Here is a 25910-nt window from a genome sequence, read left to right as displayed (position 1 = left end):
ACGCACGGGCTGCTGTTTGGGCGTTAGAGCAGGTAGGATGTACGCCTATTTTCGGGGTGGCATCTCAATGAAATTCAAGGATCTTCGGGATTTCGTGCAGCAACTGGAGCAGCGCGGCGAGTTGAAACGCATCCAGATTCCCATCTCTCCAGTGCTGGAGATGACGGAGGTCTGCGACCGCACGCTTCGGGCCAAAGGCCCGGCGTTGTTGTTCGAAAACCCCACGGGCTACGACATTCCGGTGCTGGGCAACCTGTTCGGCACGCCGGAGCGCGTGGCTCTGGGCATGGGCGCCGAAGCGGTCAGCGAACTGCGCGAAATCGGCAAGCTGCTGGCGTTCCTCAAGGAACCCGAGCCGCCGAAAGGCCTGAAGGACGCTTGGTCCAAGCTGCCGATTTTCCGCAAGATCATTTCCATGGCGCCGAAAGTCGTCAAGGACGCTATCTGTCAGGAAGTGGTGATCGAGGGCGACGATGTCGACCTGGCCATGCTCCCTGTGCAGACCTGCTGGCCGGGCGATGTAGGGCCACTGATCACCTGGGGCCTGACCGTCACCAAGGGCCCGAACAAGGATCGCCAGAACCTGGGCATCTATCGTCAGCAGGTAATTGGTCGCAACAAGGTCATCATGCGCTGGCTGAGCCATCGGGGCGGAGCACTGGACTACCGTGAGTGGTGTGAAAAACACCCCGGCCAGCCATTCCCGGTGTCGGTGGCCCTGGGCGCGGACCCGGCGACCATCCTCGGCGCGGTCACGCCCGTGCCCGACAGCCTTTCCGAATATGCGTTCGCCGGCCTGTTGCGCGGCAACCGCACCGAACTGGTGAAGTGCCGCGGCAACGACCTGCAAGTGCCGGCCACCGCCGAGATCATCCTTGAAGGGGTGATCCATCCTGGCGAAATGGCCGATGAAGGGCCGTACGGCGACCACACCGGTTACTACAACGAAGTCGACAGCTTTCCGGTGTTTACCGTCGAGCGCATCACCCATCGGATCAAGCCGATTTACCACAGCACCTATACCGGCCGTCCGCCCGATGAGCCGGCCATTCTCGGCGTGGCGCTGAACGAAGTGTTCGTGCCTATCCTGCAAAAGCAGTTTCCGGAAATCACCGATTTCTATTTGCCCCCGGAAGGCTGTTCGTATCGCATGGCCGTGGTGACCATGAAGAAGTCGTATCCGGGGCACGCCAAGCGGGTGATGCTCGGTGTCTGGTCGTTTTTGCGACAGTTCATGTACACCAAGTTCGTTATCGTCACCGACGACGATATCAACGCACGGGACTGGAACGACGTGATCTGGGCCATTACCACGCGCATGGACCCCAAGCGCGACACGGTGATGATCGAGAATACGCCGATCGACTACCTCGACTTCGCCTCGCCAGTGTCCGGCCTGGGGTCGAAAATGGGGCTCGATGCCACGCATAAATGGCCCGGTGAAACCACTCGTGAGTGGGGCCGGGTTATCGTCAAGGATGAAGCCGTTACCCAACGGATCGATGCCATCTGGAATCAGTTAGGAATAGATTGATGCGTGTAACCTTGCAGCCTTCCGGGGCGGTGCTGGAGATCCGGCCCGCCGAGCGGATTCTCGATGGCGCGCGGCGCCTGGGCTATGAATGCCCGCAAAGTTGCCGCAACGGCAACTGCCACGTCTGCGGCGCGTTGTTGGTGGAGGGCCGTGTGGAACAGGCGGGCGAGGTGCGCGATCACGGTGAGATCTTCACCTGCATCGCCGAGCCGCTGGAGGACTGCGTGGTGTTGTGGGATGGCGTGCTGTCGCCGGGTGAGCTACCGGTACGCAACCTGGCGTGCCAGGTGGTCGAGTGCGCCGACGTGGGGGGCGATGTCTGGCGAGTGCGCCTGCGTGCGCCGGCCGGCAAGCCGCCGCGCTATCACGCCGGGCAGTACCTGATGATCGAACGGGAAAACGGCGAAAAATCGGCCTTCTCCCTGGCCTCGGCGCCGCATTCGGGGCGCGAGCTGCAATTGCACGTGTTGGTGCGCGAAAGCAGTGCACAAGCCCTGCTGGAGCAACTGCGGCGCAACCCCGGCGTGCGTATCGAGATGCCTTTTGGCGACACGCATTTGTCCGAACTGCCCGATGGCCCGTTGGTACTGATCGCCGCCGGAACCGGCATGGCGCAGATGCACAGCCTGATCGAGCATTGCCGGGCGGCGGGTTTCAAGCACCCGGTGCACCTGTATTGGGGCGTGCGGCGGCCGGAAGATTTCTATGAAATCGAGCACTGGGACGAATGGAAAAAACTGCCGAACCTGTTCCTGCACAAAGTCGTCAGCGACTTGTGCGGCTGGGAAGGGCGCTGCGGCATGCTCCATGAAGCGGTATGCGAGGACATCAGCGATCTATCCGGCGTGCACGTCTACGCCAGCGGCTCGCCGGCCATGATCTACGCCACGCTCGATGCACTGGTCGAAGCTGGAATGGACGCCCATCAAATGCGCGCGGATGTCTTCGCCTATGCGCCGCGTACTTAAAAACTCACCCGAATCCCGTGGCGAGGGAGCTTGCTCCCGCTCGGTTGCGCAGCGACCGCAAGTTTTTTAGGGCTGCTTCGCAGCCCAGCGGGAGCAAGCTCCCTCGCCACGGGTCATATATCGCCCGATATACCTATTCGATATTTAGCTCATGAGCCAGATGCCGCTATGGTATATGCCAGCGCCCCGAGCATTCATGGCATCCAATTTGCCTTGGTTCTGCCAAGCGTCAGTGTCATGACGGCGCACCATCCAGCTTGATGAATTGCGAGGAGCCCTACGCTACCGGCCATGACCGCTATCGAATCCGCCATTACCTGTGCCTTGTACCCGCCAAGGCTCGACCTGGGCCCGCAACTGACCCGTGAGCAATTGCTCGCCTCGATGCAATTGACCATGAGTCTCCACCAGGGCGGTCCGGTCTGGCTGTTCGCATACGGTTCATTGATCTGGCGGCCCGAATGCACGGCGGTGGAGCGGATGCGCGGCCGGGTCCATGGTTACCATCGCGGTTTGTACCTGTGGTCCCACGAGCATCGCGGTACACCGGAGTTGCCGGGGCTGGTGTTCGGGCTGGATCGCGGCGGCTCGTGCAGCGGTTTCGCCTACCGATTGCCGGAGGAGAATCTCGAGGATTCGCTGTTTGCCCTGTGGCAACGCGAGATGCCGGTCCCGTCCTATCGCCCGCATTGGCTCAGTTGCCGTCTCGAGGATGGCAGCCGGGTGCAAGCCTTGGGGTTTGTACTGGAGCGACACCTGCCCAGCTATGCCGGCAACCTGCCGGACCATGTGCTGAGCCAGGTATTTGAAAGCGCCTGTGGGCGTTATGGCACCACTCGCGATTATGTCGAGCAGACCATCCACGCCCTGCGCAGCCACGCCATGCCAGACCGGAACCTGGAGGCGCGGCTCAAGCGCTGTAAATCAGCGCTGGATCAGGCGACCGCTTAGCGGCTCTGACTGGCGATTTGCTTGTGCCACAGGGTTGGCGCGAGGAAGGCCATCGCCAGCAGGCAAGCACCGATCAACAACACAAAACCGCCGTCCCAGCCAAAATGGTCCACGGTGTAACCCATGGCGGCACTGGCCGCGACAGAACCACCCAGGTAACCAAACAAGCCGGTGAAGCCTGCGGCGGTACCGGCGGCTTTTTTCGGGGCCAGTTCCAGTGCCTGCAAACCGATCAGCATCACCGGGCCGTAGATCAGGAAACCGATGGAAACCAGGGCGATCATGTCGACGGTCGGGTTGCCGGCCGGGTTCAGCCAGTACACCAGCGTCGCTACGGTCACCAGGGCCATGAACACCATGCCGGTCAGGCCACGGTTGCCACGGAAGATCTTGTCCGACATCCAGCCGCACAGCAGCGTGCCGGGAATGCCCGCCCACTCGTAGAAGAAATAGGCCCAGGAGCTCTTGTCCACAGTGAAGCCCTTGGCTTCCTTGAGGTAGGTCGGCGCCCAGTCCAGCACGCCGTAGCGCAGCAGGTAGACAAACACGTTGGCCATGGCGATGTACCAGAGCATTTTGTTGCGCAGCACGTATTTGACGAAGATTTCCTTGGCGCTGAATTCGTTCTCGTGACTGGCGTCGTAGCCTTCCGGGTAGTCGTTCTTGTATTTCTCGATCGGCGGCAGGCCCACCGATTGTGGGGTATCGCGCATGGTCACGAAGGCGAACACTGCAACGGCAAGCGCTACTGCAGCCGGCACATAGAATGCCGCGTGCCAGTCATTGAACCAGCCCATCCCCAGCAGGAACAACGGGCCGATCAGGCCGCCGCCGACGTTGTGCGCCACGTTCCACACCGACACCACGCCGCCGCGTTCTTTCTGCGACCACCAATGCACCATGGTCCGTCCGCTGGGTGGCCAGCCCATGCCCTGGGCCCAGCCGTTGATGAACAGCAGGATGAACATCATGGTCACGCTTGACGTTGCCCAAGGCGCGAAACCGAACACGAACATCACCCCCGCCGAGACCAGCAAGCCGAAGGGCAGGAAGTAACGTGGGTTGGACCGGTCGGACACCAGGCCCATCAGGAACTTCGACAGCCCATAGGCGATGGCGATGGCCGACATGGCCAGGCCCAACTGACCACGGGTGTAACCTTCGTCGATCAGGTACGGCACGGCCAGGGAGAAGTTCTTGCGCAACAGGTAATAGCCGGCGTAGCCAATGAAGATCCCGGCGAAGATCTGCCAGCGCAGGCGTCGGTAGGTGCTGTCTATTTTTTCTTCAGGCAGGGACGCCTGATGAGCGGCAGGGCGAAAGAAAGCAAACATTCAAGGGCTCCAGGTTCTTGTTATGACTGCGGATGCGAATGTTACAGTTTCGTTACCGAAAATATCATTGGTTCTTATCGTTTAAACAGCGAAATTTTTCTGATCGAATGTTCTTAAACGAACATGTCGCTCAGGTATTGGCGAAAGCTGTTGTAGGAAATGTCGCCACAGGCTTTTTTCATGCGGTGCATCGGTGGCTAGGGGGCAGGACAGTGGGAAAGGTCCTTCACCCAAATGGGAAGTCTCGCTATTTAGCCCCAGGGCCGCGCCCTCTACCCTCTATGTCTTTGCCAGGTCTGGCATTCAGGTGAGGGGTAGGGCATGAGGTGGTGTGTCGTGATGCTGTTGTTGTGCTTGTCCGCTACGAGCGGGGCGACGGATGTGTTGTTGGTGCCCGAGCACAATCCCAAGCCGGACTACCCGACGGCCCTGCACCGGAAGGGCGTCATGGGTGTGGTCCGGGTCGGCTTCACGGTGCATGCCGATGGTCGTGTCGATGAAGTCGCAATCCTGCGCAGCGATCATCCGGATTTCGCCGAGGCCGCACGGAAGGCCGTGAGGCAATGGCGCTTCAGGCCGTGGACGGTGGACCACGAGCATCCGGCGCAGACGCACGTCGTAGCGCCCTTCGAGTTCCGCCTGGATGGCTTGCCACTGGATGCCAACAAGTGGATCAAGACCTGGAAATGCTCGGTCATCAATTCGCATGCCAGGGGACAGCCGTGGGTAGAGGATTTACTCCCGTTCCGTTACACCCGCAGTTACTTGTCCAATGTGTTTTTTGTGAAACAGCTGCCGGATGTGGAGCGTTTGGCCTTGATCGCCCGGTTCAACAGGCTCCTGCCTACGATCGTGCAGCGTTGCGGGAGTTTTCCTGCGGCACGGTATGTGCGGATGCTGCCGCAGGAGATTCGCGAGTTGCTTTAGTGCGGCTCAATAGCGGTCCGGCGCTTGAGGTCCTGACCGCTTTGACGCATTCAACGCACCTGCACAACCACCTTCCCCACCGCCTTGCGCTGCCCCAGGTCATTGATCGCCTGCGCCGCATTGCTCAGCGGGTACACCTGCGACACCAGCGGCTTGAGCTTGCCTTCGGCGAACCAACCGAACAATTGCTGGAAGTTGGCGGCGTTGTCCTGGGGCTGGCGCTGGGCGAAGGAGCCCCAGAACACGCCCACCACGGCGGCGCCCTTGAGCAGGGCCAGGTTCACCGGTAACTCGGGGATGCGTCCGCTGGCAAAGCCCACCACCAGCAACCGGCCGTTCCAGGCGATGGCGCGGATGGCCTGGTCGAACAGGTCGCCACCCACCGGATCGTAGATCACATCGGCGCCCTGGTCGTCGGTGAGGCGCTTGATTTCATCCTTCAGGCTGGTTTCGTTGTAGTTGATCAATTCGTCGGCGCCGGCCGCCTTCGCCACGGCGAGTTTTTCGGCGCTGCTGGCAGCCGCGATTACCCGGGCGCCCATGGCCTTGCCGATCTCCACCGCCGCCAGGCCGACACCACCGGATGCGCCGAGTACCAGCAGGGTTTCGCCGGCTTGCAGGTTGGCCCGTTGCTTGAGGGCATGCATTGAGGTGCCATACGTCATGCTGAAGGCGGCCGCGGTGTTGAAGTCCATGGACGCAGGGATCGGCAACACGTTGTAGCCAGGTACCGCCACCTGTTCGGCAAAGCTGCCCCAGCCAGTCAGCGCCATCACCCGGTCGCCGACCTTCAAGTGGCTGACTTTCTCTCCCACGTCGCTGACGACGCCCGCCGCTTCGCCGCCGGGGGAGAACGGGAAGGGTGGCTTGAATTGGTATTTGCCCTCGATGATCAGCGTGTCAGGGAAGTTCACCCCGGCGGCATGCACGTCCAGCAGCACTTCGTTCTTCTTGGCGATGGGGCTGGCGACGTCTTCCAGCACCAGCGATTCGGCGGGGCCGAATTCTTTGCACAGCACGGCTTTCATCAGGGCTATTCCTTTGGGAGTGATGGCCGATAAGTGTAGGTGTGAGAGACAACGGGTCAACGAGCATGCCCTGCCCTGATAGCCGGCCATAAGCTTGTGCTTGAACGGCGGGGCGGTATGCTGGGCCGCAAACCGGATGAGGAATCAATTGTGAAAGCGTGGATCATGTTGATGCTGGCCCTGTCGTTGCCTGTGGCAGCGATGGCCGAAGAGGGCAAGGAAGCGAAGGAGGGTGAGGCGCCGAAGGTCAGCTACATCACCCTCAGCCCGCCCTTTGTCGGCAACTATGGGCTCGACGGTTCGGCGAAGTTGAGGGTCTACAAGGCCGATGTGGCCCTGCGCGTGACAGGAGATGCCGCAGCAGCGGCGGTCAAGGCCAATGAGCCGTTGATTCGCAACCAGTTGGTGGCGCTGTTCGCCCAGCAGACCACCGAGACCATGAACAACCTTGAGGCCAAGGAAAAGCTGCGTCAGGAAGCGTTGAAGCAGACCCAGCAGGTGATGAACGACGAAACCGGCAAGCCGATGGTCGATGACCTGTTGTTCAACAACCTGATCATTCAGTAAACCGGCTCGATCGCAGCCTTTGGCAGTGCCCGGATCTCCTGGCGCTGCCCAAGGCTGCTTTTTTTCGTCAAGACGCCAGGCTCTTCCGAAACCGGGCCAGGGCGATTGCAAAGAACAAAAGTCCGATGGCCGCCAGTGCCAGCAGGTCCGGCCAGATCACCCCAGGGCCGGCATCTCGGAACAGGATCGCCGCGCTGAGGCTGACGTAATGCGTCGAGGGCGAGCCTTGCATCACCCATTGCAACCATTGCGGCATGCTGTCCAGCGGTGTACTGCCGCCCGACAACAGCAGCATCGGAATGATAACCGGGATCGCCAGCAGGCCGAATTGCGGCGTCGAACGGGCGAGGGTGGCGAGGAAGATGCCCAGTGAGGTGCTGGCGAACAGGTAGAGTGCGGTCACCAGCAGGAAGAGCACCATGGAGCCGGCGAGTGGAACCCCCAAGGCGAACTTGACGATGATTTCCAGCGATGCCCAGGTGCACAGCACCACCACCAGCAGGTTGCTCCAGATTTTCGCCAGCATGATTTCCAGTGCCGTCAGCGGCAGCACCAGCAAGTGGTCGAGGGTGCCGTGCTCGCGCTCGCGCAGCAGCGCGGTCCCCGTCAGGATGATGGCCAGGATCGTGATGTTGTTGACGATCTGGATCACCGCCAGGAACCAGCCACCTTCCAGATTGGTATTGAACAGCGAACGCGTGGTCAGCCTCACGGGCGTTGCTTCGCTCGTTTGTGCCTGGCCGGCGTAGGTGGTCAGTTCCTGTTGGAAAATCCGTCCGATGTAGCCGGCGCCCATGAACGCCTGGCTCATGGCCGTGGCGTCGACGTTGAGTTGCAGCGTCGGTTCGCGCCCTGCGAGCAGGTCGGCCTGGAAGTTGGCGGGCACGTTGATGACAAAGGTGTAGCGGCCACTGTCCATGACCTTGTCCAGTTCGGCATAGGGCAAGGCCACTGGGTTCTGGAACTCCGGCGGTTGCAGGAGCTGGGCCAATTGGCGCGAAAGATGGCTCTGGTCTTCGTCCACTATTGCCACACTGGCGTTGTGGACGCCGATTACCGAACCTGCGGCCGGCATGTAGATCGCCACGGTGAAGGCGTAGCCCAAAAACAGCAGCAGAACGGAGTCGTACCGCAGGCTGGTCAGTTCCTTGAGCCCCAGACGCCAGATATGTGAAAGCGTGTGCATCAGGCCTCCTGCTTTTTCAGCATGATCAGGCTGAGCCCGGTGAAACCCAGGAAAAAACCGCCCAGCGCCAGGCATTGCGGCCATAGCTGGCGCAGATCCAGGGCCTTGGTGAAGGTGCCGACGGCGATATCCAGGAAGTAACCGGCGGGAAACAACTGGCCCATCACCGCAGCGGCGCCCTCCAGGGACGAACGCGGCACGATCAACCCCGAAAACTGGATGGTCGGCAGGCTGGTGATAATCATGGTGCCGAGGATCGCCGCGATCTGGGTGCGGGTGAACGCCGAGATCAGCAGCCCCATGCTGGTGGTCGCCAGTACATAGAGCAGGCCGCCGATCGCTAGCGTCAGGCCGCTGCCCTTGAACGGCACACCGAACAGCCAGCGGTTCATCGCTGCCAGTAGGGCGAGGTTGATCAGGCTGACCGCCAGGTAGGGCACTTGTTTGCCGAGCAGGAACTCCAGTCGGGTCAGCGGCGTGGCGTAGAAGTTGGTGATCGAGCCCAGCTCCTTCTCCCGCACGATGCCCAGCGCCGTCAACATGGCCGGAATGAACGCCAGGATCAGCGCCATGACCCCAGGACCGATGGCGTTGACGCTGACCACGTCCTGGTTGTAACGAAAGCGCGTTTCCAGCGTCGCACCGGGTTGCCGGTTGGGCGCGCGGCTGCTGAGTTCAGCCAGTTGCTCAAGGTTGGCCTGGTGCACGGCCTGGACGTAGTTGCGACTGGTCTCGGCTCGAAACGGTATGCCGCCGTCCAGCCAGGCGCCCACCGTTGGTTGGCGGCCGGCGTAAAGGTCACGCCCGAAACCGGGGGGGATTTCCAGGGCCAGCTTGATCTCCGAGCGCTGCAAGCGTCGATGCAGCTCCTTCGCGTCGCTGATGATCGGTTGCTCCTCGAAGTAGCGCGAGCTACGGAACGCTTCCAGGTAGGCACGGCTTTGCGGGCTCTGATCCTGGTCATACGCGGCGAAGGCCAGTTTCTCCACATCGAGGGAAATACCGAAGCCGAAGACCACCATCATGAACAAGGCGCCCAGCAAGGCGAATGCCATTCGCACCTTGTCGCGCAGCAGCTCCTTGCCTTCCCGGCTGGCGACGGCCCACAGGCGACCGAGGCTCAGGCCGCGCCGGTCCCGGGGGGCGTCGGCACTGTCGAGGGGCACGGGGGCGGCGTCTTGCTGCGTCTCGCCTTGGGCTTTCTCCAGGCAGGTGACGAACGCGGCTTCCAGCGTCTGGCCGTTGAACTGCGCCTGCAAGGCTGCCGGCGTGTCACAAGCCAGGACCTTGCCGGCGTGCATCAGCGAAATACGATCGCAGCGCTGGGCCTCGTTCATGAAGTGCGTGGAAAGAAAAATCGTCACGTCCTGTTCGCGAGACAGCTCGATCAGCAGTCGCCAGAAATCATCCCGCGCAGCCGGGTCGACACCTGAGGTCGGTTCATCGAGGATCAGCACTTCCGGGCGATGCAACACCGCCACCGCCAGGGACAAACGCTGGCGTAGGCCCAGTGGCAGGGCGCCGGAAGGCTGGTCCGCCAGCGCTTGGAGATTGAAGCGCTGAATCAGTTCGTCGATGCGCTGGCGACTGTCCGTCGTGGGCAGGTCGAAGAGTTTGGCGTGCAGTTCCAGGTTCTGGCGCGCACTCAGTTCGCCGTACAGCGAAAAGCTCTGGGACATGAAACCCACCCGCTTGCGGGTGGCGAGATCCTTGGCGTTGACCGGGTTGCCCAGGAGCCGGGCACTGCCTTCGCTGGCGGGGATCAGCCCGGTCAGCACCTTCATGGTGGTGGTCTTGCCGCAGCCGTTGGAACCCAGGAACCCGAAGATCTCACCGCGACCAATCGCGAAACTGACCTTGTCGACGGCGGTGAAATCACCGAAGCGCAAGGTGAGGTCGTGGGCTTCGATGGCAATGTCGGCGGTGTTGGCGCTCCTGGGGGGGATCACCAGCGGCTCGACATCGCGGCCGCTGTCGCCCTGGAAATGGGTGAAGGCCGAGTCGAGCTTGCCGTCTGGCGTGACTGTAGCCAGCTCGGCACTCAAACCCTTGGCGATCAAGCGACCGTTGTCGAGCATCAGGCAATGCTCGAATTGTTCGGCCTCTTCCATGTACGCGGTGGCGACCAGGAGGGTCAGTTGCGGGCGTTGCCGACGCACGTCTTCTATCAGTTCCCAGAAGCGACGCCGGGACAGCGGGTCCACGCCGGTGGTGGGTTCGTCGAGAATCAGCAGGTCCGGTTCATGGATCAGTGCGCAACACAGGCCGAGCTTCTGTTTCATGCCGCCGGACAGTTTGCCCGCCGGGCGATCGGCAAAACGCTGCAGATCGGTGGCCAGCAGCAAAGTGCCCATGCGTTGTTCGCAATCTGTCCGGGATAACCCGAACAGCGTGCCGAAGAAGCGAATGTTCTCGCGTATCGACAGGTCCGGGTAAAGGTTGCCCCCCAACCCTTGGGGCATGAAGGCAATGCGTCGGTAGAGGGTGTTGCGATGGCGTCGGTCGTCGATCGAGGCGCCGAGTACGTCCAGTTGGCCGTGCTGGAGTTTCTTCACCCCGGCAATCAGCCCCAGCAGGCTCGACTTGCCGGCACCGTCCGGGCCGATCAGGCCGCAGCGAGTGCCGGCGGGCAGGCTGAAGGCGATATCGCTCAGCGCCACCTGCTGGCCGTAGCGGTGTTCCAGGCCCGAGGCGCGCAATGCCTCGCCGGCGGGGGCGCTCATTGCAAGTTGGCCGGCCAGTCGATGGGGGCGGTGCGTACATAGCCGGCGCCTGGCATGCCGGGTTTGGCCTGGGGCACTTCGCCGGGGCGGGTCAGGCGTACTTTGACGCGGAACACCAGTTTCTGGCGCTCATCACGGGTTTCGACTTCTTTCGGGGTGAACTGGGATTTGGCCGCGACGAAACTGACCTTGGCGGGTAGAGGTCGCTCGGGCAGGGCGTCGAGCAACAGTCGCGCTTCATCGCCCACCGCCAGTTTCCCCGCCACCGACGCCGGCAGGTAGAGGTTCATGTATTGGTCGTTCGGATCGATCATCAGCAACACTCGACCGCCGGCGCCCAGCACTTCACCTGGCTCGGCCAGGCGCAACTGGATCACGCCGTCGAGCGGTGCCCGCAACGTGCTGTCATCTATTTCACTGGTGAGTTGGGCCACTTGGGCCAGGGTCGCGCCGATGGCCGCATTCGCCGCCGATACCTGGGCCCGGGCGGCGTTGACCGCGGCGTTGGCGGTGTCGACGCGGGCTTGCTGCTGGTCGATGACCTGGCCGCTGGCGTAACCGCGCTTGAACAGTTCCTGGGTCCGCTTCAGCTCCTGGTGAGCGAGCAATTGTTCGCTCTGGCGCAACTGCACGTTGGCTTCGGTGGCGGCAAGGTTCTGCCGGGCCCGCGCGACTTCGGCCTCGGCCTGGTTGCGCTGGGCCTCCAGGGTGCGGGTGTCCATGCGTGCCAGCACCTGGCCCTTGATGACGTTGTCGCCTTCGTCGACCTGAACTTCGGCCAGGCGTCCGGGGGTCTTGCTGGCGATCTGGACCTCGGTGGCCTCAAGGCGACCGTTGCCCATGCTCAAGCCTTCCGGCAGGCGATCGTGGCGCGATTTCCAATAGCCGAAACCGCCGGCGGCCAGCAAAACAGTCATCAAGGCGAGGGCAAAAAAGCGAGAAGTACGATGGTTTGTCGACATGTCCGGCATCCTGCGGCTATAGCATTGAAGTCTGCCTGATCAGCGAACGACCCCGCTTGATATCCATCAACTCATTGGCGATCAGCGCAGCGCCATGACCGCTGCCCATTGTTCGGGTGTGACGGGCATCACCGACAGTCGCGAGCCTCTTTGCACCAGTGGCATTTCAGCCAGGGCGGCCTGTTGCTTGAGGTAGTCGAGCTTCAGCACGTGGGGAAACGTTTCGACGTGGGCCACGTCGATCGCGGTCCAGGGGTTTTTGTCCGGGCCGGCCTTGGGGTCGTAGTAATGGCTGTCGGGCTCCAGCGCCGTTGGGTCAGGGTAGGCCGCACGGACAATCCGGCCGACCCCGGCAATGCCTGGCTCGGGGCAACTGGAGTGATAGAAAAAGAACATGTCGCCCACCGCCATGGTTCGCAGAAAGTTACGCGCCTGGTAGTTGCGAACCCCGTCCCAGCGTGCCTGGCCGAGCTTTTCCAAACCTTGGATGGATAATTCGTCGGGCTCGGATTTCATCAGCCAATAGGCCATGATTGCTACTCCTTGGCGGTGTTGAAAAAATAGTTCAGCGATTTTATGACAAACCGACAGTCGGTTGACGCCAGAGTTTGCGTGTCGGGGCCGGTTGCCGCAAAATGCCGGCCTTCCAAGCTTGACGCTGCTGCACGGCCAATAAGAAAACCGCTGCTGTCATCGTGTGTGATATGCCTTGAGGGGGGCAATCGATGAAACGCAAACCGGATTTGTTGTGGATCCTGGTCATTCTGTTCGGTCTGGGTGTCGTGACCACGGGTTACGCCCAAAGCCTGTGGGCCAACAAGACCGACGCGCCGGTGGAAATCACCCAACCCGCGGCATCGTTCAAACGCTGAACCCGCTTTCCTGGCGCCGCTGATGATCGCGGCGTCTACCCCGCGATATACCAATGCCTGTCGCTGACCGTTCCCTGCAGCGGTACGTCCCAGCTTGCCTGCGCCAATCGTTCGACTTTCTGGCATTCATGGGCCAGCCCCAGCAGCGTTGGCTTGCGCCACTGCTTGCGTCGCGCCAGATACGCCAGGCTGCGGTCATAAAAGCCGCCGCCCATGCCCAGTCGACCCCCCGCATCGTCAAACCCCACCAATGGCAACAACACCAGGTCCAGCGTCCAGACCTTGCGTTGCCGGGCGATGTTCTTGCGCGGCTCAGGAATACGAAACCGGTTGGGCTGCATTTTTTCGCCGGGGTGGATGCGCTGGAACACCATCTTGGTCTGCGGCCATGGGCTGAGCACAGGCAGGTAAGTGGCCTTGCCCCGGCGTTGGGCTTCGCGCAGCAGCAGGCGCGGATCGATCTCGCCGTCGTTGGGCAGGTAGAGGGCGATGTGCTGCGCACGGCGAAACAGCGGATGCTGGGCCAGTTGCTTGAACAGCCCGTGGGCGGCTTGCCGTTGCTGGGCGGGCGTCAGGGCGCGACGGGCCTGGCGCAGCAGGCGTCGAAGTTGCGGGCGGGGCAGCAGCGCAGGTTCGGTCATATCAATGCTTCACGCAGTGGCGATGCCACAGCGTAACCGCAAAACAGGCTGCTCAGAAATGCCTGCGCCAGAAACGACAATGCCAGTCCATATGGACTGGCATTGCCTGGAGTCAGGCTCCCCGGATGAACCGCTGTCGGCTTAGCCCTTGAACCCGAAAGTTCAAGGTGGAAGTTGCAGGGGGCGTTAAGGCTTTCCGTCAAGCGGACATGCACACCGGCCCCAACGTGCAACCCCCGTGGTTGTGCGTATCGGCTCAGGGACATCACCAACTGGCAAGCACCCCAGGGAGTGAGGCGAGTATACCCCAGGCAGCCTCGCGAATCAGCCCTTGCTGACGTCTGGATCGGTGGCGAGCACCAGATCCACCCGGTCGAGCAGGTCGCGCACCTGTTCACGGGTCGAGCCGCTGACCTGCAGGTCCGGCGTATCCTGGCGATGCAGCAGGTCGTGGGTGATGTTCAAGGCGGCCATTACGGCGATGCGGTCGGCGCCGATGACTTTGCCGCTGCTGCGGATCTCGCGCATCTTGCCATCCAGGTAACGGGCGGCGCTCACCAGGTTGCTACGCTCTTCCTGGGGGCAGATGATTGAATATTCTTTGTCGAGGATCTGCACGGTAACGCTATTGCTTGAACTCATGAGTCTTGCTCCAGGGCCTTGAGGCGCGAAATCATCGATTCGACCTTACGCCGGGCGATTTCGTTTTTTTCAATGAGGTGCGCGCGTTCCTCGCGCCAGGTTTTTTCCTGAGCTAATAGGAGTCCGTTTTGGCTCTTAAGTTGCTCGACCCGGTCAATTAGCAGTTCGAGTCTGGCCATCAGCGCTTGCAGGTCGGTGTCTTCCATTGTGTCCACTGAAGATTGTGTCTGATGGAGGGTATGAGTCGCACAGCCTCTGATAGTCTTGGCGAGTCTGTCGATGTAGGATACAAGGCCTCCATTCTAGACATAGCGCCGTCTGGCGCCTAGCTGCCCATGCCCATTCAGAATTCCCCGTATCAAGCATTCGCCACCCTGCTGAGCACCAGCGGTCATCCTGTCTCGCCTGCCGAACTGCATGGCCTGCTGCTCGGTCGCAGTTGCGCCGGCGCCGGGTTCGATGCCGACGGCTGGTTGGCCGACGCCGCAGAACTGCTGGAAGGCGAGCCGGCGGACAACGTCCGCAACGCGCTTATCGGCCTGCAGGAAATGGTCAAGGGCGAGCTGACCAGTGACGACATGACCGTCGTCCTGCTGCTGCCCACTGACGACGCGCCCTTGGCTGAACGCGCCGCTGCTCTGGGCCAGTGGTGCCAGGGCTTCCTCGCCGGCTTCGGCCTGACCCGCCGCGAATACGCCTTGAGCGAAGAGGCGAAGGAAGTGTTGCAGGACTTGGCCGCGATCTCCCAGGTCCAGGATGCCCTGGAAGAATCCGATGACGGCGAAAGCGACTACATGGAAGTGATGGAGTACCTGCGGGTCGCGCCATTGCTGCTGTTCACCGAGACCAAGAAAACCGATGCAGCGGCCGCCAAGCCGTCCTTGCATTAATTTTTAGAGGGAACACCGTCTGCCCATGATTCATATCCCGAAATCGGAATACAGCCGTCGCCGCAAGGCCCTGATGGCGCAGATGGAACCCAACAGCATCGCAATCCTGCCCGCCGCCGCTGTTGCGATCCGCAACCGCGACGTCGAGCACGTCTACCGCCAGGACAGCGACTTCCAGTACCTCAGCGGCTTTCCCGAGCCGCAAGCGGTGCTGGTGCTGATGCCGGGCCGCGCCCATGGCGAATACATCCTCTTTTGCCGCGAGCGCAACGCCGAACGTGAGTTGTGGGATGGCCTGCGCGCCGGCCAGGAAGGGGCGATCCGTGACTACGGTGCCGACGACGCGTTTCCCATCACCGATATCGACGACATCCTGCCGGGCCTGATCGAAGGGCGCGACCGGGTGTATTCGGCCATGGGCAGCAACCCGGAATTCGACCGGCACCTGATGGAGTGGATCAACGTGATTCGCTCCAAGGCCCACCTCGGCGCCCAGCCGCCGAACGAATTCGTTGCCCTGGATCACTTGCTGCATGACATGCGCCTGTATAAATCGGCGGCAGAAGTGAAAGTGATGCGCGAAGCGGCGCGGATTTCCGCCCAGGCGCACATTCGGGCGATGCAGGCGGCGCGTCCGGGACTGCATGAGTTCAGCCTGGAAGCCGAGCTGGACTATGAGTTTCGCAAGGGCGGGGCAAAAATGCCGGCCTATGGCTCGATCGTCGCGGCGGGGCGCAACAGCTGCATCCTGCACTACCAGCAGAACGACGCGCTGCTCAAGGACGGCGACCTGGTGCTGATCGACGCCGGCTGTGAAATCGACTGCTACGCCAGCGATATCACCCGTACCTGGCCGGTCAGTGGCAAGTTTTCACCCGAGCAGAAGGCGATCTACGAAGTGGTGCTGGCTGCCCAGGAAGCCGCGTTTGCCCAGATCGCGCCGGACAAACACTGGAACCAGGCCCACGAAGCGACGGTGCGGGTGATTACAGAGGGGCTGGTGCGCCTTGGGCTGCTGGAGGGTGAGGTGGATGCGTTGATCGCCAGCGAAGCCTACCGGGCGTTCTACATGCATCGCGCTGGCCACTGGCTGGGCATGGACGTGCATGACGTGGGTGAATACCGCGTTGGTGGCGAGTGGCGGGTGCTTGAGGTCGGCATGACGCTGACGGTGGAGCCGGGCATCTACATCAGCCCGAACAACCGCAGCGTAGCGAAAAAATGGCGCGGCATTGGCGTGCGCATCGAGGATGACGTGGTAGTGACCAGAACCGGTTGTGAAATCCTGAGCCACGGCGTACCGAAGACGGTCGCCGACATCGAGGCCCTGATGGCCGCTGCCCGGACGCAAGCGGCATGAGCCGGGTCAATCTGGCGATCGTCGGCGGCGGCCTGGTCGGCGCGAGCCTGGCGCTGGCCCTGCAGGCCGGTGCCAAGGCCCGGGGCTGGAAGATCATGCTGATCGAGCCCTTCGCTCCCGGCAACGCCTGGCAACCGAGCTACGACGCCCGGTCCTCGGCATTGTCCTACGGTGCCCGGCAGATTTATCAACGCTTGGGTGTCTGGCAGGAGATTTCCCGCCGCGCCGAACCAATCAAACAGATCCATGTATCCGACCGCGGGCGGTTTTCCACCGCGCGTCTGTCGGCTATGGAGGAGGGCGTGCCGGCGCTGGGCTACGTGGTGGAAAACGCCTGGCTCGGCCAGTGCCTGTGGCAAGGCCTGGACCCTGAGGTGGTCAGTTGGCGCTGCCCGGCGCAGGTCACCGGCATGGAACCGCTGGTCGGCGGTTATCGCCTGACCCTCGACGACGAAACCACCCTGGAATGCGACCTTGCCGTACTGGCCGATGGCGGCCGCTCCGGCCTGCGTGAACAGTTGGGTATCGGCGTGCGCAGCCGACCCTACGACCAGAGTGCCTTGATCGCCAACATCACCCCCAGCGAAGCCCACAATGGCATGGCCTTCGAACGTTTCACCGATGACGGCCCGATGGCCTTGTTGCCGCTGCCGGAGAATCGTTGCGCGCTGGTCTGGACCCGCCAGGGCATGGACGCACAACGGCTGGCGGCCCTCGACGAGCGCAGTTTCCTCAGCGAATTGCAGGGCGTGTTCGGCTATCGCCTGGGCACCCTGAAACAGGTGGGCGTGCGACATCTGTACCCGCTGGCGCTGGTGGAGGCCGAAGAACAGGTCCGTCCGCACCTGGCGATCCTGGGCAACGCCGCCCACAGCCTGCACCCGATTGCCGGGCAGGGGTTCAACCTGTCCCTGCGCGATGCCCAGGCCCTTGCCGATGCCCTGCTCGACAGTGAAAGCGAGCCAGGGGATTTTGCCGTGTTGCAAGCCTATCGCGAGCGCCAGCGAATGGATCAGGTCCTTACCGTGGGCTTCTCCGACCAAGTCACGCGGCTGTTCGCCAGCAACCTGCCGTTGGTGTCCCTGGGCCGTAACCTCGGCCTGTTGGGTCTCGACTTGCTGCCGCCGGCCAAGCGTTGGTTCGCCCGTCAGGCCATGGGGCTGGGGACGCGTCCCGATGCTTGAGGCCGGGGCTGTCATTTCTTTTCAAGGGCGACCGATGTCGCCAGCAAAACAGGCTTAGAGCATGGAATTGCGTGCAGATCTGCTGATTGTCGGCGCCGGTATGGTCGGCAGCGCCCTGGCGCTGGCGTTGCAGGACAGTGGCCTGCAAGTGCTGTTGCTCGACGGCAGCCCGATGAGCGTCAAACCCTTCGATCCCCAGGCCGCGTTCGAGCCCCGAGTCAGTGCCTTGTCGACGGCCAGCCAGCGGATCCTCGATCGCCTGGGCGTCTGGGACGGCATCACCGCCCGACGCGCCAGCCCCTATACCGACATGCACGTCTGGGACGGCAGCGGCACCGGGCAGATCCATTTCTCGGCCGCCAGCCTGCACGCCGAGGCGCTTGGGCACATCGTTGAAAACCGCGTTGTGCAGGACGCCTTGCTGGATCGACTGCATGACTGCGACCTGGGCCTGCTGGCCAATGCCCGGCTGGAGCAGATGCGTCGTTCCGGTGACGACTGGCTGCTGACCTTGGCCGATGGCCGCACGTTGCGCGCGCCCCTGGTCATCGCGGCTGACGGCGCGAATTCCGCTGTGCGCCGCCTGACTGGCGTTGCCACGCGCGAATGGGATTACCTGCACCACGCCATCGTCACCAGCGTGCGCAGCGCCCGGTCGCATCGAATGACGGCCTGGCAGCGTTTCACCGACAACGGTCCGCTGGCGTTCCTGCCACTTGAGCGTGACGGTCAGCACGATTGGTGCTCGATTGTCTGGTCCACCACCCCCGGTGAAGCGCAGCGCTTGATGGCGCTCGATGAAACTGAATTCTGCAGCGAACTGGAACGAGCCTTCGAAGGCCAGCTCGGTACGGTACTGAGTGCCGACCCACGCCTGTGCGTGCCGCTGCGCCAACGACATGCCAAGCGCTATGTGGCCGAAGGGCTGGCGTTGATCGGCGACGCAGCCCATACCATTCATCCGTTGGCCGGGCAGGGCGTGAACCTGGGCTTCCTCGACGCCGCCGTGCTGGCCGAAGTGCTGTTGCAGGCGGCCGGGCGTGGCGAGCGACTGGCGGACGTGAAGGTGCTGAGCCGCTACGAGCGGCGACGCATGCCCCATAACCTGGCGTTGATGGCGGCGATGGAAGGTTTCGAGCGGTTGTTCCAGGCCGATCCATTGCCAGTGCGCTGGTTGCGTAACACCGGGCTGAAACTGGTAGACCGCATGCCTGAGGCCAAGGCGTTGTTCGTGCGCGAGGCGCTGGGGTTGATTGGGGATTTGCCGGATCTGGCCAAGGCCTGAGATGTGGGTTGGGGCTCATGGCCCTGTCGCGGGCAAGCCTTGCTCCCACAGGTGTGCAACTTGGGACGAGCTTTGTGGGAGCAAGGCTTGCCCGCGATGACGGACGCAAAAACACTGCGCATCTCAAAGTTGCAACATTTGGAAATGTGTCCACCCACTGTTCGATTGAGTTGCCAAATGTGAGTCCTTATCATTTGCGCTTCGTTCACAATCCAGAGACCGCTACCATGTTGGCAACCAAGCGCCTGCTGTCCGCCCTCGCCTTGACCCTGATCGGCTCCACTGCCGTACAGGCCGCCGATGAGGTGGTGGTCTACTCCTCGCGTATCGACGAACTGATCAAACCGGTCTTCGATACCTACACCAAGGAAACTGGCGTGTCGGTGAAGTTCATTACCGACAAGGAAGCGCCGCTGATGCAGCGGATCAAGGCCGAAGGCGAGAACGCCACTGCCGACCTGCTGCTCACCGTCGATGCCGGCAACCTCTGGCAGGCCGAGCAAATGGGCATTCTCCAGCCGTTCACGTCGCCGGTGATCGACGCCAACATCCCGTCCCAATATCGCGCCTCTTCCCACGCCTGGACCGGCTTGAGCCTGCGGGCGCGAACCATTGTCTACTCCACCGAGCGGGTCAAACCCAGCGAATTGACCACCTACGAAGCGCTGGCTGGCAAAGAGTGGGAAGGCCGCCTGTGCCTGCGGACCTCGAAGAAGGTCTACAACCAGTCGCTGACCGCCACGCTGATCGAAACCCACGGTGCGGAAAAAACCGAGGAGATCCTCAAGGGCTGGGTCCGGAACCTGTCCACCGACGTATTCTCCGATGACACCGCGCTGCTTGAGGCAATCAACGCCGGGCAATGCGACGTCGGCATCGTCAATACCTATTACTATGGCCGCCTGCACCAGCAGAAGCCGGACCTGAAGGTGAAGCTGTTCTGGCCGAACCAGGCCGACCGTGGGGTGCACATCAACCTCTCGGGGATTGGCTTGACCAAGCATGCACCGCATCCGGACGCCGCGAAGAAGCTGGTGGAGTGGATGACCACGCCGCAAGCGCAAAGCATCTTCGCCGACGTGAACCAGGAATTCCCGGCCAACCCGAAAGTCGAGCCGTCCAAGGAAGTAGCGGCCTGGGGCAAGTTCAAGGCCGATACCCTGCCAGTGGAAGTGGCGGGTAAACGCCAGGCCGAAGCCATCCGCATGATGGATCGCGCTGGCTGGAACTAAGACGAGCTTGTGCTCCTGATGGTATGTGGCGAGGGAGCTTGCTCCCGCTGGAGGGCGAAGCCCTCCCAGAAGATCTGCTGGGATCTATCTCAAGGGCCATGATCCAGGGCCTGGGGCTACTTCGTAGCCCAGCGGGAGCAAGCTCCCTCACCACAGGGGCAATTTGTCAGCGATGATATTTGGGCACACATTGCGCGGCACAATCATTTAAACGAGAGCTCCCCTTGGCCCACCCCGTCCAACGCCGCTGGTATCCCCTGGTCTTCGCCATCGCCGCGCTGGTCCTGCTGCCCCTTAGCGTCTTGCTGTTGTCCTGGCAGAGCATCGACCAACAGATCTGGTCCCACCTGTGGGATACGCAAATGCCGCGCTTGTTGGGCAACACCCTCACGTTGATCCTTGGCGTGGGTGTCGGGGTGACGTTGCTGGGTGTCAGTCTCGCCTGGCTCACCAGCCTGTGTGAGTTCCCCGGGCGACGCTGGCTCGACTGGGCGTTGATGCTGCCGTTTGCGATACCGGCCTACGTGTTGGCGTTTGTCTTCGTTGGCCTGCTGGACTTTGCCGGCCCCGTACAGACGCTCATGCGCGAATGGTTCGGCAGCGGCCTGCGCCTGCCCCGGGTCCGTTCCACCGGTGGGGTGATCCTGGTGCTGGTGCTGGTTTTTTACCCTTACGTCTATCTGCTGGCGCGCAGTGCATTCCTGGCCCAGGGCAAGGGCTTGATGGAAGCGGCGCGGGTGCTCGGGCAGTCGCCGTGGCAGGCTTTCTGGCGCGTGGCGCTGCCGATGGCCCGGCCGGCCATCGGTGCGGGCGTGGCGTTGGCGCTGATGGAAACCCTGGCGGATTTTGGCGCGGTGTCGGTGTTCAACTTCGACACCTTTACCACCGCGATCTACAAGACCTGGTATGGCTTCTTCAGCCTCTCCAGTGCTGCCCAACTGGCCAGCCTGCTGTTGCTGGCGGTGATGCTGGTGGTCTACGGCGAACGCCGGGCTCGTGGTGCCCACCGAGCCAGTAACGAACGTCCCCGAGCCAAGGCTTTGTATACGTTGCGCGGTCTGAAGGCCGCGGCAGCCAGCAGTTGGTGTTTCCTGGTGTTCGCCTGTGCCTTTGTCATTCCGGTGCTGCAATTGGTGGTGTGGTTCTGGCAACGCGGTCGTTTCGACCTGGACGAACGTTATGCCGGGTTGATCGTCCACACCCTCTACCTGGGCGGCCTGGCCGCGCTGATCACCGTTTGCGTGGCCTTGCTGCTGGCGTTCGCCCGACGGCTGGCGCCAACCCGTCCGATTCGTGCCGGCGTCGGCCTGGCGAACCTGGGCTATGCCTTGCCCGGTTCGGTGCTCGCGGTGTCGATCATGCTTGCATTCAGCTACCTGGACCGTGAGCTGGTCATCCCGCTGTCGACCTGGCTCGGAGGGGCAGGCAAACCGTTGTTGCTGGGTAGCCTGTCGGCGCTGTTGCTGGCGTATCTGGTGCGCTTTTTGGCGGTGGCCTACGGTCCGTTGGAGAGCAGCCTGGCGCGCATTCGTCCGTCTTTGCCCGAGGCTGCACGCAGCCTTGGGGTCAGTGGGCCACGACTGTTTTTCAAAGTGTATCTGCCCTTGCTGTTGCCCGGCACTTTGAGCGCGGCGTTGCTGGTGTTCGTCGACGTGCTCAAGGAAATGCCCGCGACGCTGCTGATGCGTCCGTTCGGCTGGGACACGCTGGCGGTGCGGATCTTCGAGATGACCAGCGAAGGGGAGTGGGCCCGGGCCGCGCTGCCGGCGCTGACGTTGGTACTGGTGGGGTTGTTGCCAGTCATCGGATTGATACGACGTTCGGCCCATCGAAACAGCTAGGTGCCAGTCCCACCTCATGCGGCTACAATGCGCGGCATTCGGTGCGGTCCGTCTGTCGGACCGGGCAACTGAGAACGTCAGAAAACTCCTTTTTTCAGATGTTCGCGCTATGCAGTGCCCGTCCGCACCTTCGCCAAGCCCGGAAGGAGAAACCCATGGGACAGCGTACGCCTCTGTATGACCTTCATCTCGCCCTCGGCGCGAAGATGGTCGATTTTGGCGGTTGGGATATGCCTTTGCATTACGGCTCGCAAGTCGAAGAACACCATCAGGTGCGTCGCGACTGCGGAGTGTTCGATGTATCCCACATGACCGTGATCGATGTCGACGGCCCCCAGGCCAAGGTTTGGCTGCAGCGTTTGCTGGCCAATGACGTCGATCGCTTGCAGGACACAGGCAGTGCCCTGTACAGCGCGATGCTCAATGAGCGCGGCGGCATCGTCGACGACATGATTATCTACCGTGTCGAGGACGGTTATCGATTGGTCTTCAACGCCTCGACTCGTGATCAGGATCTGGCCTGGATGCAGGCACAGCTCGGTGGCTACGACGTGCAGCTGCATGAGCGCCCCGAACTGGCGATGCTGGCGATCCAAGGCCCCCAGGCCCGGCAGAAGATTGCCGAACTGGTGACGCAACCGCGTGGGCAAATCATCCAGCAACTCAAGCCTTTCGAAGGGCGCGCCGACGGCGAATGGTTCATCGCCCGGACCGGCTACACCGGCGAAGATGGCCTGGAAATCGTCTTGCCTGCCCAGGAGGCCCCGAGTTTCTTCAACGACCTGGTAGGGGCCGGCATTTCGCCAATTGGCCTCGGCGCCCGCGACACCTTGCGCCTGGAGGCCGGCATGAACCTCTACGGCCAGGACATCAATCAAGACGTTTCGCCCCTGGCCTCGAACATGGCCTGGAGCATCGCCTGGGAACCGGCGAGCCGTCCGTTCATCGGGCGCAGTGCGCTGGAAGCCGAGCTTGCCAGCGGTGTACAGCACAAACTGGTCGGGCTGGTGCTGGAAGAGCGGGGTGTTTTGCGCGCCCATCAGGTGGTTCGCATCGCCAATGTTGGCGAAGGGGAGATCACCAGTGGTAGTTTTTCTCCTACGCTTAGCAAGTCGATCGCCCTGGCACGTGTTCCGATGGCAACCGCCGACCGTGCCGAGGTAGAAATTCGTGGTAAGTGGTACCCGGTACGGGTGGTCAAGCCGACCTTCGTCCGCCATGGCAAAACCCTGATCTAACCTTTTTGCGGCGGGCCGCTGGCCGCTGACACTTTCTATTGAGGACACAGAATATGAGTGATATCCCTGCCGAACTGCGTTTTGCCGAAAGCCATGAGTGGGCACGCCTGGAAGCTGACGGTACCGTCACCGTGGGCATCAGCGATCATGCGCAGGAAGCCCTGGGCGATGTGGTCTTTGTCGAGCTGACTGAAGTCGGTAAGGTCTTTGGCGCAGGTGACCAGGCCGGTGTGGTTGAGTCGGTCAAGGCTGCTTCCGACATCTATTCCCCGATTGCGGGTGAAGTGATCGCGATCAACGAAGAGTTGAGCGCCTCGCCTGAGCTGCTGAACTCCGATCCGTACGGCGCCTGGATCTTCAAGCTCAAGCCAAGCGACAAGGCCGAGGTGGGCAAGTTGCTTGATGCGGCAGGCTACAAGTCCGTTATCGGCGAATAAGGGACGACTGCACCTGTGGGAGCGAGCTTGCTCGCGATAGCGGTGGATCGATCGTTCCGCGTTCCGCTTCTGGAAGGTGACGCAGAGCGTCACGGGATGCATTCCCAGGCAGCGTGGGGACGATCAGCTTCAAGCCAATCCATGGGTTGTCTGGGCTGACGCCTTCGCGAGCAAGCTCGCTCCCACAGGGGGTTGGGACAGCCTTGGGATTTTCACCGGGCAAAAAAATGCCGCTCATCGAGCGGCATTTTTTATTGGCCGGGAGTCAGTCCTGGGCGACGGCGTTTTTCGCCAGGATAGCGTTGGCCAGTTCCATGTCGGTGGCTTGCAGGCCTGGGTTGTCAGCACGCACTTTCTGCATCGCCGCTTCCAGGTAAGGGCCACGAATACCGCCGTCACTGGCGACGAAGCTGCCGGCATCATCCTGGGCGGCGACGATCAGCTTGTGATCCTTGAAAGTCAGGTAGGTGGAACCGGTGGTTGCACCGGATGAGATGACGTTACGCCAAAACGTGTCGGCCATTGCCGAGCCAACAGGAAGAGACAGCAAGGCTAGGGTAGCGACAGCAAGTTTGAGACGCATGATAGGTGACTCCACTGGGTTAACTATGACGTTGGATTACCCGCGCCTCTATTCAGTTCCATGACTTCTCAGTCAGCCCGTTCCACCTGCAGCACCGCCCCTTCCTGCGCCACCACCCTGACTCGCGTGCCCACGGACGACTCGGGCCCCTTGGCCAGCCAGACGCTGTCGGCCACCTTGATCTTGCCACGGCCATCGACAATCGCTTCATGAACCTGGAAGACCTTGCCGATCAGCTCTTGCCCGCGCAGGTTCAGGTGCGGTTGATCGCTTTGGCGCACCGCGCTGCGCTGGCGCTGCCACCAGTACAGTGCCGTTGCGATGGCGAACAGGCCGAACAACAGGAACTGCAGCTCCCACGGCATCTGCGGCAGGATGAACGTGAGCACGCCAACTGCCGCGGCGGCCATGCCGATCCACAGCAAGTAGCCGCCGGCACCGAACACTTCGAGGATCAGCAGGATGACGCCCAGCGCCAGCCAGTCCCAGTACGACAGGTGTTGCAGGAACATCCACATAGGCGTGCCTCAGGTTTTCTTGCTATCGAAGGTGGCCTTGACGATCTCGCCAATGCCGCCGACCGCACCGATGACCTGGCTGGCTTCCAGTGGCATCAGGATCACCTTGCTGTTGTTGGCCGAAGCCAGTTTGCCCAGCGCATCGATGTATTTCTGCGCGACGAAGTAGTTCACGGCCTGGACGTTGCCGTCGGCAATCGCCTGGGACACCACTTGGGTGGCCAGCGCTTCGGCTTGCGCCTGGCGCTCGCGGGCTTCGGACTCCAGGAACGCGGCTTGACGGCTGCCCTCGGCCTCGAGGATTTGCGCCTGCTTCTTGCCTTCGGCGGTGAGAATCGCCGACGCTCGCAGGCCCTCGGCTTCGAGGATCTGGGCACGCTTGATACGTTCGGCTTTCATCTGCCCCGACATGGCGGCCATCAGGTCGGCCGGCGGGCTGATGTCCTTGATCTCGATCCGGGTGATCTTGATGCCCCACGGCGCTGTGGCTTCATCGACGGTGCGCAGCAGTTTTTCATTGATACCGTCGCGCTGGCTCAGCATCGCGTCCAGCTCCATGGACCCCAGCACGGTACGGATATTGGTTTGCAGCAGGTTGCGGATGGCGTGCTCGAGGTTGTTCACCTCGTAGGCCGCCTGGGCCGTATTGACCACTTGGAAGAAGCACACGGCGTCGATCTGCACCGTGGCGTTGTCGGCGGTAATGACCTCCTGGGGCGGGATGTCCAGTACGCTTTCCATGACATTGATCTTGCGCCCGATGCGATCCATCACCGGGATGATGATGTTCAGGCCGGGCTTGAGCGTGTTGGTGTAGCGCCCGAACCGCTCGACGGTCCATTGGTAGCCTTGGGGCACGACCTTGAACCCCATGAACAGGATGGCGACCACGAGGCCGATGAAAAGTAAAAGTACGCTACCGATCTGCATGACGGTTCCCTGTGCGAATTGAGATGGACCTGCGAGCCCTGAGTGTAGGGCACGCGGCCAGTATCTTCGCTATGGTC

At 62.0% G+C, this 25910-nt stretch carries 26 protein-coding genes and 1 other RNA gene; 14 read left to right on the top strand and 13 right to left on the bottom strand.

Annotated features, from left to right (window positions below; all coding sequences use genetic code 11):
- The first annotated feature begins 67 nt into the window (after window positions 1-67).
- From ubiD to BM300_RS14880, 3 genes are all read left to right on the top strand, one after another.
- Window positions 68-1534 (top strand): 4-hydroxy-3-polyprenylbenzoate decarboxylase, encoded by a 1467-nt coding sequence (ubiD, locus tag BM300_RS14890; RefSeq protein ID WP_063325203.1) that lies wholly within the window; start codon window positions 68-70, stop codon window positions 1532-1534.
- Window positions 1534-2502: a CDP-6-deoxy-delta-3,4-glucoseen reductase gene (locus tag BM300_RS14885; RefSeq protein WP_092463230.1), complete on the top strand. Its 969-nt coding sequence runs from the start codon at window positions 1534-1536 to the stop codon at window positions 2500-2502. The genes ubiD and BM300_RS14885 overlap by 1 nt, the downstream gene beginning before the upstream one ends.
- A gap of 291 nt (window positions 2503-2793) precedes the next feature.
- On the top strand, window positions 2794-3453 hold the full coding sequence (locus BM300_RS14880) for a gamma-glutamylcyclotransferase (RefSeq protein ID WP_092463228.1): 660 nt from the start codon (window positions 2794-2796) through the stop codon (window positions 3451-3453).
- On the opposite strand, the gene glpT is transcribed toward BM300_RS14880, so the two are convergent.
- Window positions 3450-4787 carry a glycerol-3-phosphate transporter gene (gene glpT / locus BM300_RS14875; protein WP_092463226.1) on the bottom strand — a complete coding sequence of 446 codons (1338 nt, stop codon included), beginning with the start codon at window positions 4785-4787 and terminating at the stop codon, window positions 3450-3452. The genes BM300_RS14880 and glpT overlap by 4 nt on opposite strands.
- A 339-nt stretch (window positions 4788-5126) precedes the next feature.
- On the opposite strand from glpT, the gene BM300_RS14870 reads away from it, so the two are divergent.
- Entirely contained in the window at window positions 5127-5714 is a 588-nt protein-coding gene (locus BM300_RS14870; RefSeq protein ID WP_256571680.1) for an energy transducer TonB, read from the top strand.
- 50 nt (window positions 5715-5764) lie between these two features.
- Here the strand turns inward: BM300_RS14870 and BM300_RS14865 are convergent, their stop codons facing one another.
- Window positions 5765-6742, bottom strand: a complete 978-nt coding sequence (locus BM300_RS14865) for an NADPH:quinone oxidoreductase family protein (protein WP_092463224.1) — start codon at window positions 6740-6742, stop codon at window positions 5765-5767.
- Window positions 6743-6892: 150 nt separating this feature from the next.
- On the opposite strand from BM300_RS14865, the gene BM300_RS14860 reads away from it, so the two are divergent.
- Window positions 6893-7309, top strand: coding sequence for a flagellar basal body-associated protein FliL (locus tag BM300_RS14860; RefSeq protein WP_063325204.1), 417 nt, complete (start codon window positions 6893-6895; stop codon window positions 7307-7309).
- A 67-nt stretch (window positions 7310-7376) separates the two neighbouring features.
- Here BM300_RS14860 and BM300_RS14855 read toward each other — a convergent pair whose 3' ends face one another.
- The 4 genes from BM300_RS14855 to BM300_RS14840 form a co-directional block, all read right to left on the bottom strand.
- Window positions 7377-8495, bottom strand: a complete 1119-nt coding sequence (locus BM300_RS14855) for an ABC transporter permease (RefSeq protein ID WP_063323867.1) — start codon at window positions 8493-8495, stop codon at window positions 7377-7379.
- Window positions 8495-11218 (bottom strand): ribosome-associated ATPase/putative transporter RbbA, encoded by a 2724-nt coding sequence (rbbA, locus tag BM300_RS14850; RefSeq protein ID WP_092463222.1) that lies wholly within the window; start codon window positions 11216-11218, stop codon window positions 8495-8497. The genes BM300_RS14855 and rbbA overlap by 1 nt, the downstream gene beginning before the upstream one ends.
- Window positions 11215-12180 (bottom strand): HlyD family secretion protein, encoded by a 966-nt coding sequence (locus BM300_RS14845; protein WP_092149160.1) that lies wholly within the window; start codon window positions 12178-12180, stop codon window positions 11215-11217. The genes rbbA and BM300_RS14845 overlap by 4 nt, the downstream gene beginning before the upstream one ends.
- Window positions 12181-12261: 81 nt before the next feature.
- Window positions 12262-12711, bottom strand: coding sequence for an EVE domain-containing protein (locus BM300_RS14840; protein WP_092463220.1), 450 nt, complete (start codon window positions 12709-12711; stop codon window positions 12262-12264).
- A 194-nt stretch (window positions 12712-12905) separates the two neighbouring features.
- Here BM300_RS14840 and BM300_RS31060 point away from each other — a divergent pair, with 194 nt between their 5' ends.
- The gene (locus tag BM300_RS31060) at window positions 12906-13052 is read left to right on the top strand and encodes a hypothetical protein (protein WP_092149156.1); all 147 of its coding nucleotides are present in this window, start codon (window positions 12906-12908) and stop codon (window positions 13050-13052) included.
- Window positions 13053-13087: 35 nt separating this feature from the next.
- Here BM300_RS31060 and BM300_RS14830 read toward each other — a convergent pair whose 3' ends face one another.
- The 4 genes from BM300_RS14830 to BM300_RS14815 all read right to left on the bottom strand — a co-directional run bounded on the left by BM300_RS14830 (window position 13088) and on the right by BM300_RS14815 (window position 14541).
- Complete coding sequence (locus BM300_RS14830; protein WP_063323871.1) at window positions 13088-13693, bottom strand: 5-formyltetrahydrofolate cyclo-ligase; 606 nt, start codon at window positions 13691-13693, stop codon at window positions 13088-13090.
- Between the two features lie 114 nt (window positions 13694-13807).
- A non-coding RNA gene (ssrS, locus tag BM300_RS14825) (6S RNA) lies at window positions 13808-13987 on the bottom strand.
- 30 nt (window positions 13988-14017) lie between these two features.
- The gene (locus BM300_RS14820) at window positions 14018-14335 is read right to left on the bottom strand and encodes a cell division protein ZapA (protein ID WP_003177364.1); all 318 of its coding nucleotides are present in this window, start codon (window positions 14333-14335) and stop codon (window positions 14018-14020) included.
- Complete coding sequence (locus BM300_RS14815; protein ID WP_003177365.1) at window positions 14332-14541, bottom strand: TIGR02449 family protein; 210 nt, start codon at window positions 14539-14541, stop codon at window positions 14332-14334. The genes BM300_RS14820 and BM300_RS14815 overlap by 4 nt, the downstream gene beginning before the upstream one ends.
- A gap of 129 nt (window positions 14542-14670) precedes the next feature.
- Between BM300_RS14815 and BM300_RS14810 the strand changes: the two genes are divergently transcribed.
- From BM300_RS14810 to gcvH, 8 genes are all read left to right on the top strand, one after another.
- Entirely contained in the window at window positions 14671-15225 is a 555-nt protein-coding gene (locus tag BM300_RS14810; RefSeq protein ID WP_072342955.1) for a YecA/YgfB family protein, read from the top strand.
- Between the two features lie 25 nt (window positions 15226-15250).
- Complete coding sequence (gene pepP, locus BM300_RS14805) at window positions 15251-16585, top strand: Xaa-Pro aminopeptidase (RefSeq protein WP_063323873.1); 1335 nt, start codon at window positions 15251-15253, stop codon at window positions 16583-16585.
- Entirely contained in the window at window positions 16582-17769 is a 1188-nt protein-coding gene (gene ubiH / locus BM300_RS14800) for a 2-octaprenyl-6-methoxyphenyl hydroxylase (RefSeq protein WP_063323874.1), read from the top strand. Before pepP ends, ubiH begins: the two co-directional genes overlap by 4 nt.
- 67 nt (window positions 17770-17836) lie before the next feature.
- The gene (locus tag BM300_RS14795; RefSeq protein WP_170862060.1) at window positions 17837-19054 is read left to right on the top strand and encodes a 2-octaprenyl-3-methyl-6-methoxy-1,4-benzoquinol hydroxylase; all 1218 of its coding nucleotides are present in this window, start codon (window positions 17837-17839) and stop codon (window positions 19052-19054) included.
- 227 nt (window positions 19055-19281) lie between these two features.
- On the top strand, window positions 19282-20286 hold the full coding sequence (locus BM300_RS14790; RefSeq protein ID WP_063323876.1) for an extracellular solute-binding protein: 1005 nt from the start codon (window positions 19282-19284) through the stop codon (window positions 20284-20286).
- Window positions 20287-20510: 224 nt separating this feature from the next.
- Window positions 20511-22127, top strand: coding sequence for an ABC transporter permease (locus BM300_RS14785; protein WP_063323877.1), 1617 nt, complete (start codon window positions 20511-20513; stop codon window positions 22125-22127).
- A gap of 155 nt (window positions 22128-22282) precedes the next feature.
- Window positions 22283-23365 (top strand): glycine cleavage system aminomethyltransferase GcvT, encoded by a 1083-nt coding sequence (gene gcvT / locus BM300_RS14780; protein ID WP_063323878.1) that lies wholly within the window; start codon window positions 22283-22285, stop codon window positions 23363-23365.
- A gap of 53 nt (window positions 23366-23418) precedes the next feature.
- Window positions 23419-23802 (top strand): glycine cleavage system protein GcvH, encoded by a 384-nt coding sequence (gcvH, locus tag BM300_RS14775; protein WP_092345175.1) that lies wholly within the window; start codon window positions 23419-23421, stop codon window positions 23800-23802.
- A gap of 265 nt (window positions 23803-24067) precedes the next feature.
- Here gcvH and BM300_RS14770 read toward each other — a convergent pair whose 3' ends face one another.
- The 3 genes from BM300_RS14770 to BM300_RS14760 form a co-directional block, all read right to left on the bottom strand.
- Complete coding sequence (locus tag BM300_RS14770) at window positions 24068-24388, bottom strand: DUF2388 domain-containing protein (protein WP_170846005.1); 321 nt, start codon at window positions 24386-24388, stop codon at window positions 24068-24070.
- Window positions 24389-24453: 65 nt separating this feature from the next.
- Window positions 24454-24903: an NfeD family protein gene (locus BM300_RS14765; protein WP_063323881.1), complete on the bottom strand. Its 450-nt coding sequence runs from the start codon at window positions 24901-24903 to the stop codon at window positions 24454-24456.
- Window positions 24904-24912: 9 nt separating this feature from the next.
- Complete coding sequence (locus BM300_RS14760) at window positions 24913-25833, bottom strand: SPFH domain-containing protein (RefSeq protein ID WP_063323882.1); 921 nt, start codon at window positions 25831-25833, stop codon at window positions 24913-24915.
- Window positions 25834-25910: the final 77 nt, after the last annotated feature.

This window comes from Pseudomonas sp. NFACC46-3, assembly GCF_900114515.1.
GTDB classification, from domain to species: Bacteria; Pseudomonadota; Gammaproteobacteria; order Pseudomonadales; family Pseudomonadaceae; genus Aquipseudomonas; species Aquipseudomonas fluorescens_Q.
The sequence above is the reverse complement of the archived record's forward strand: the minus strand, read 5'-3'. Positions and strand labels throughout refer to the sequence as shown.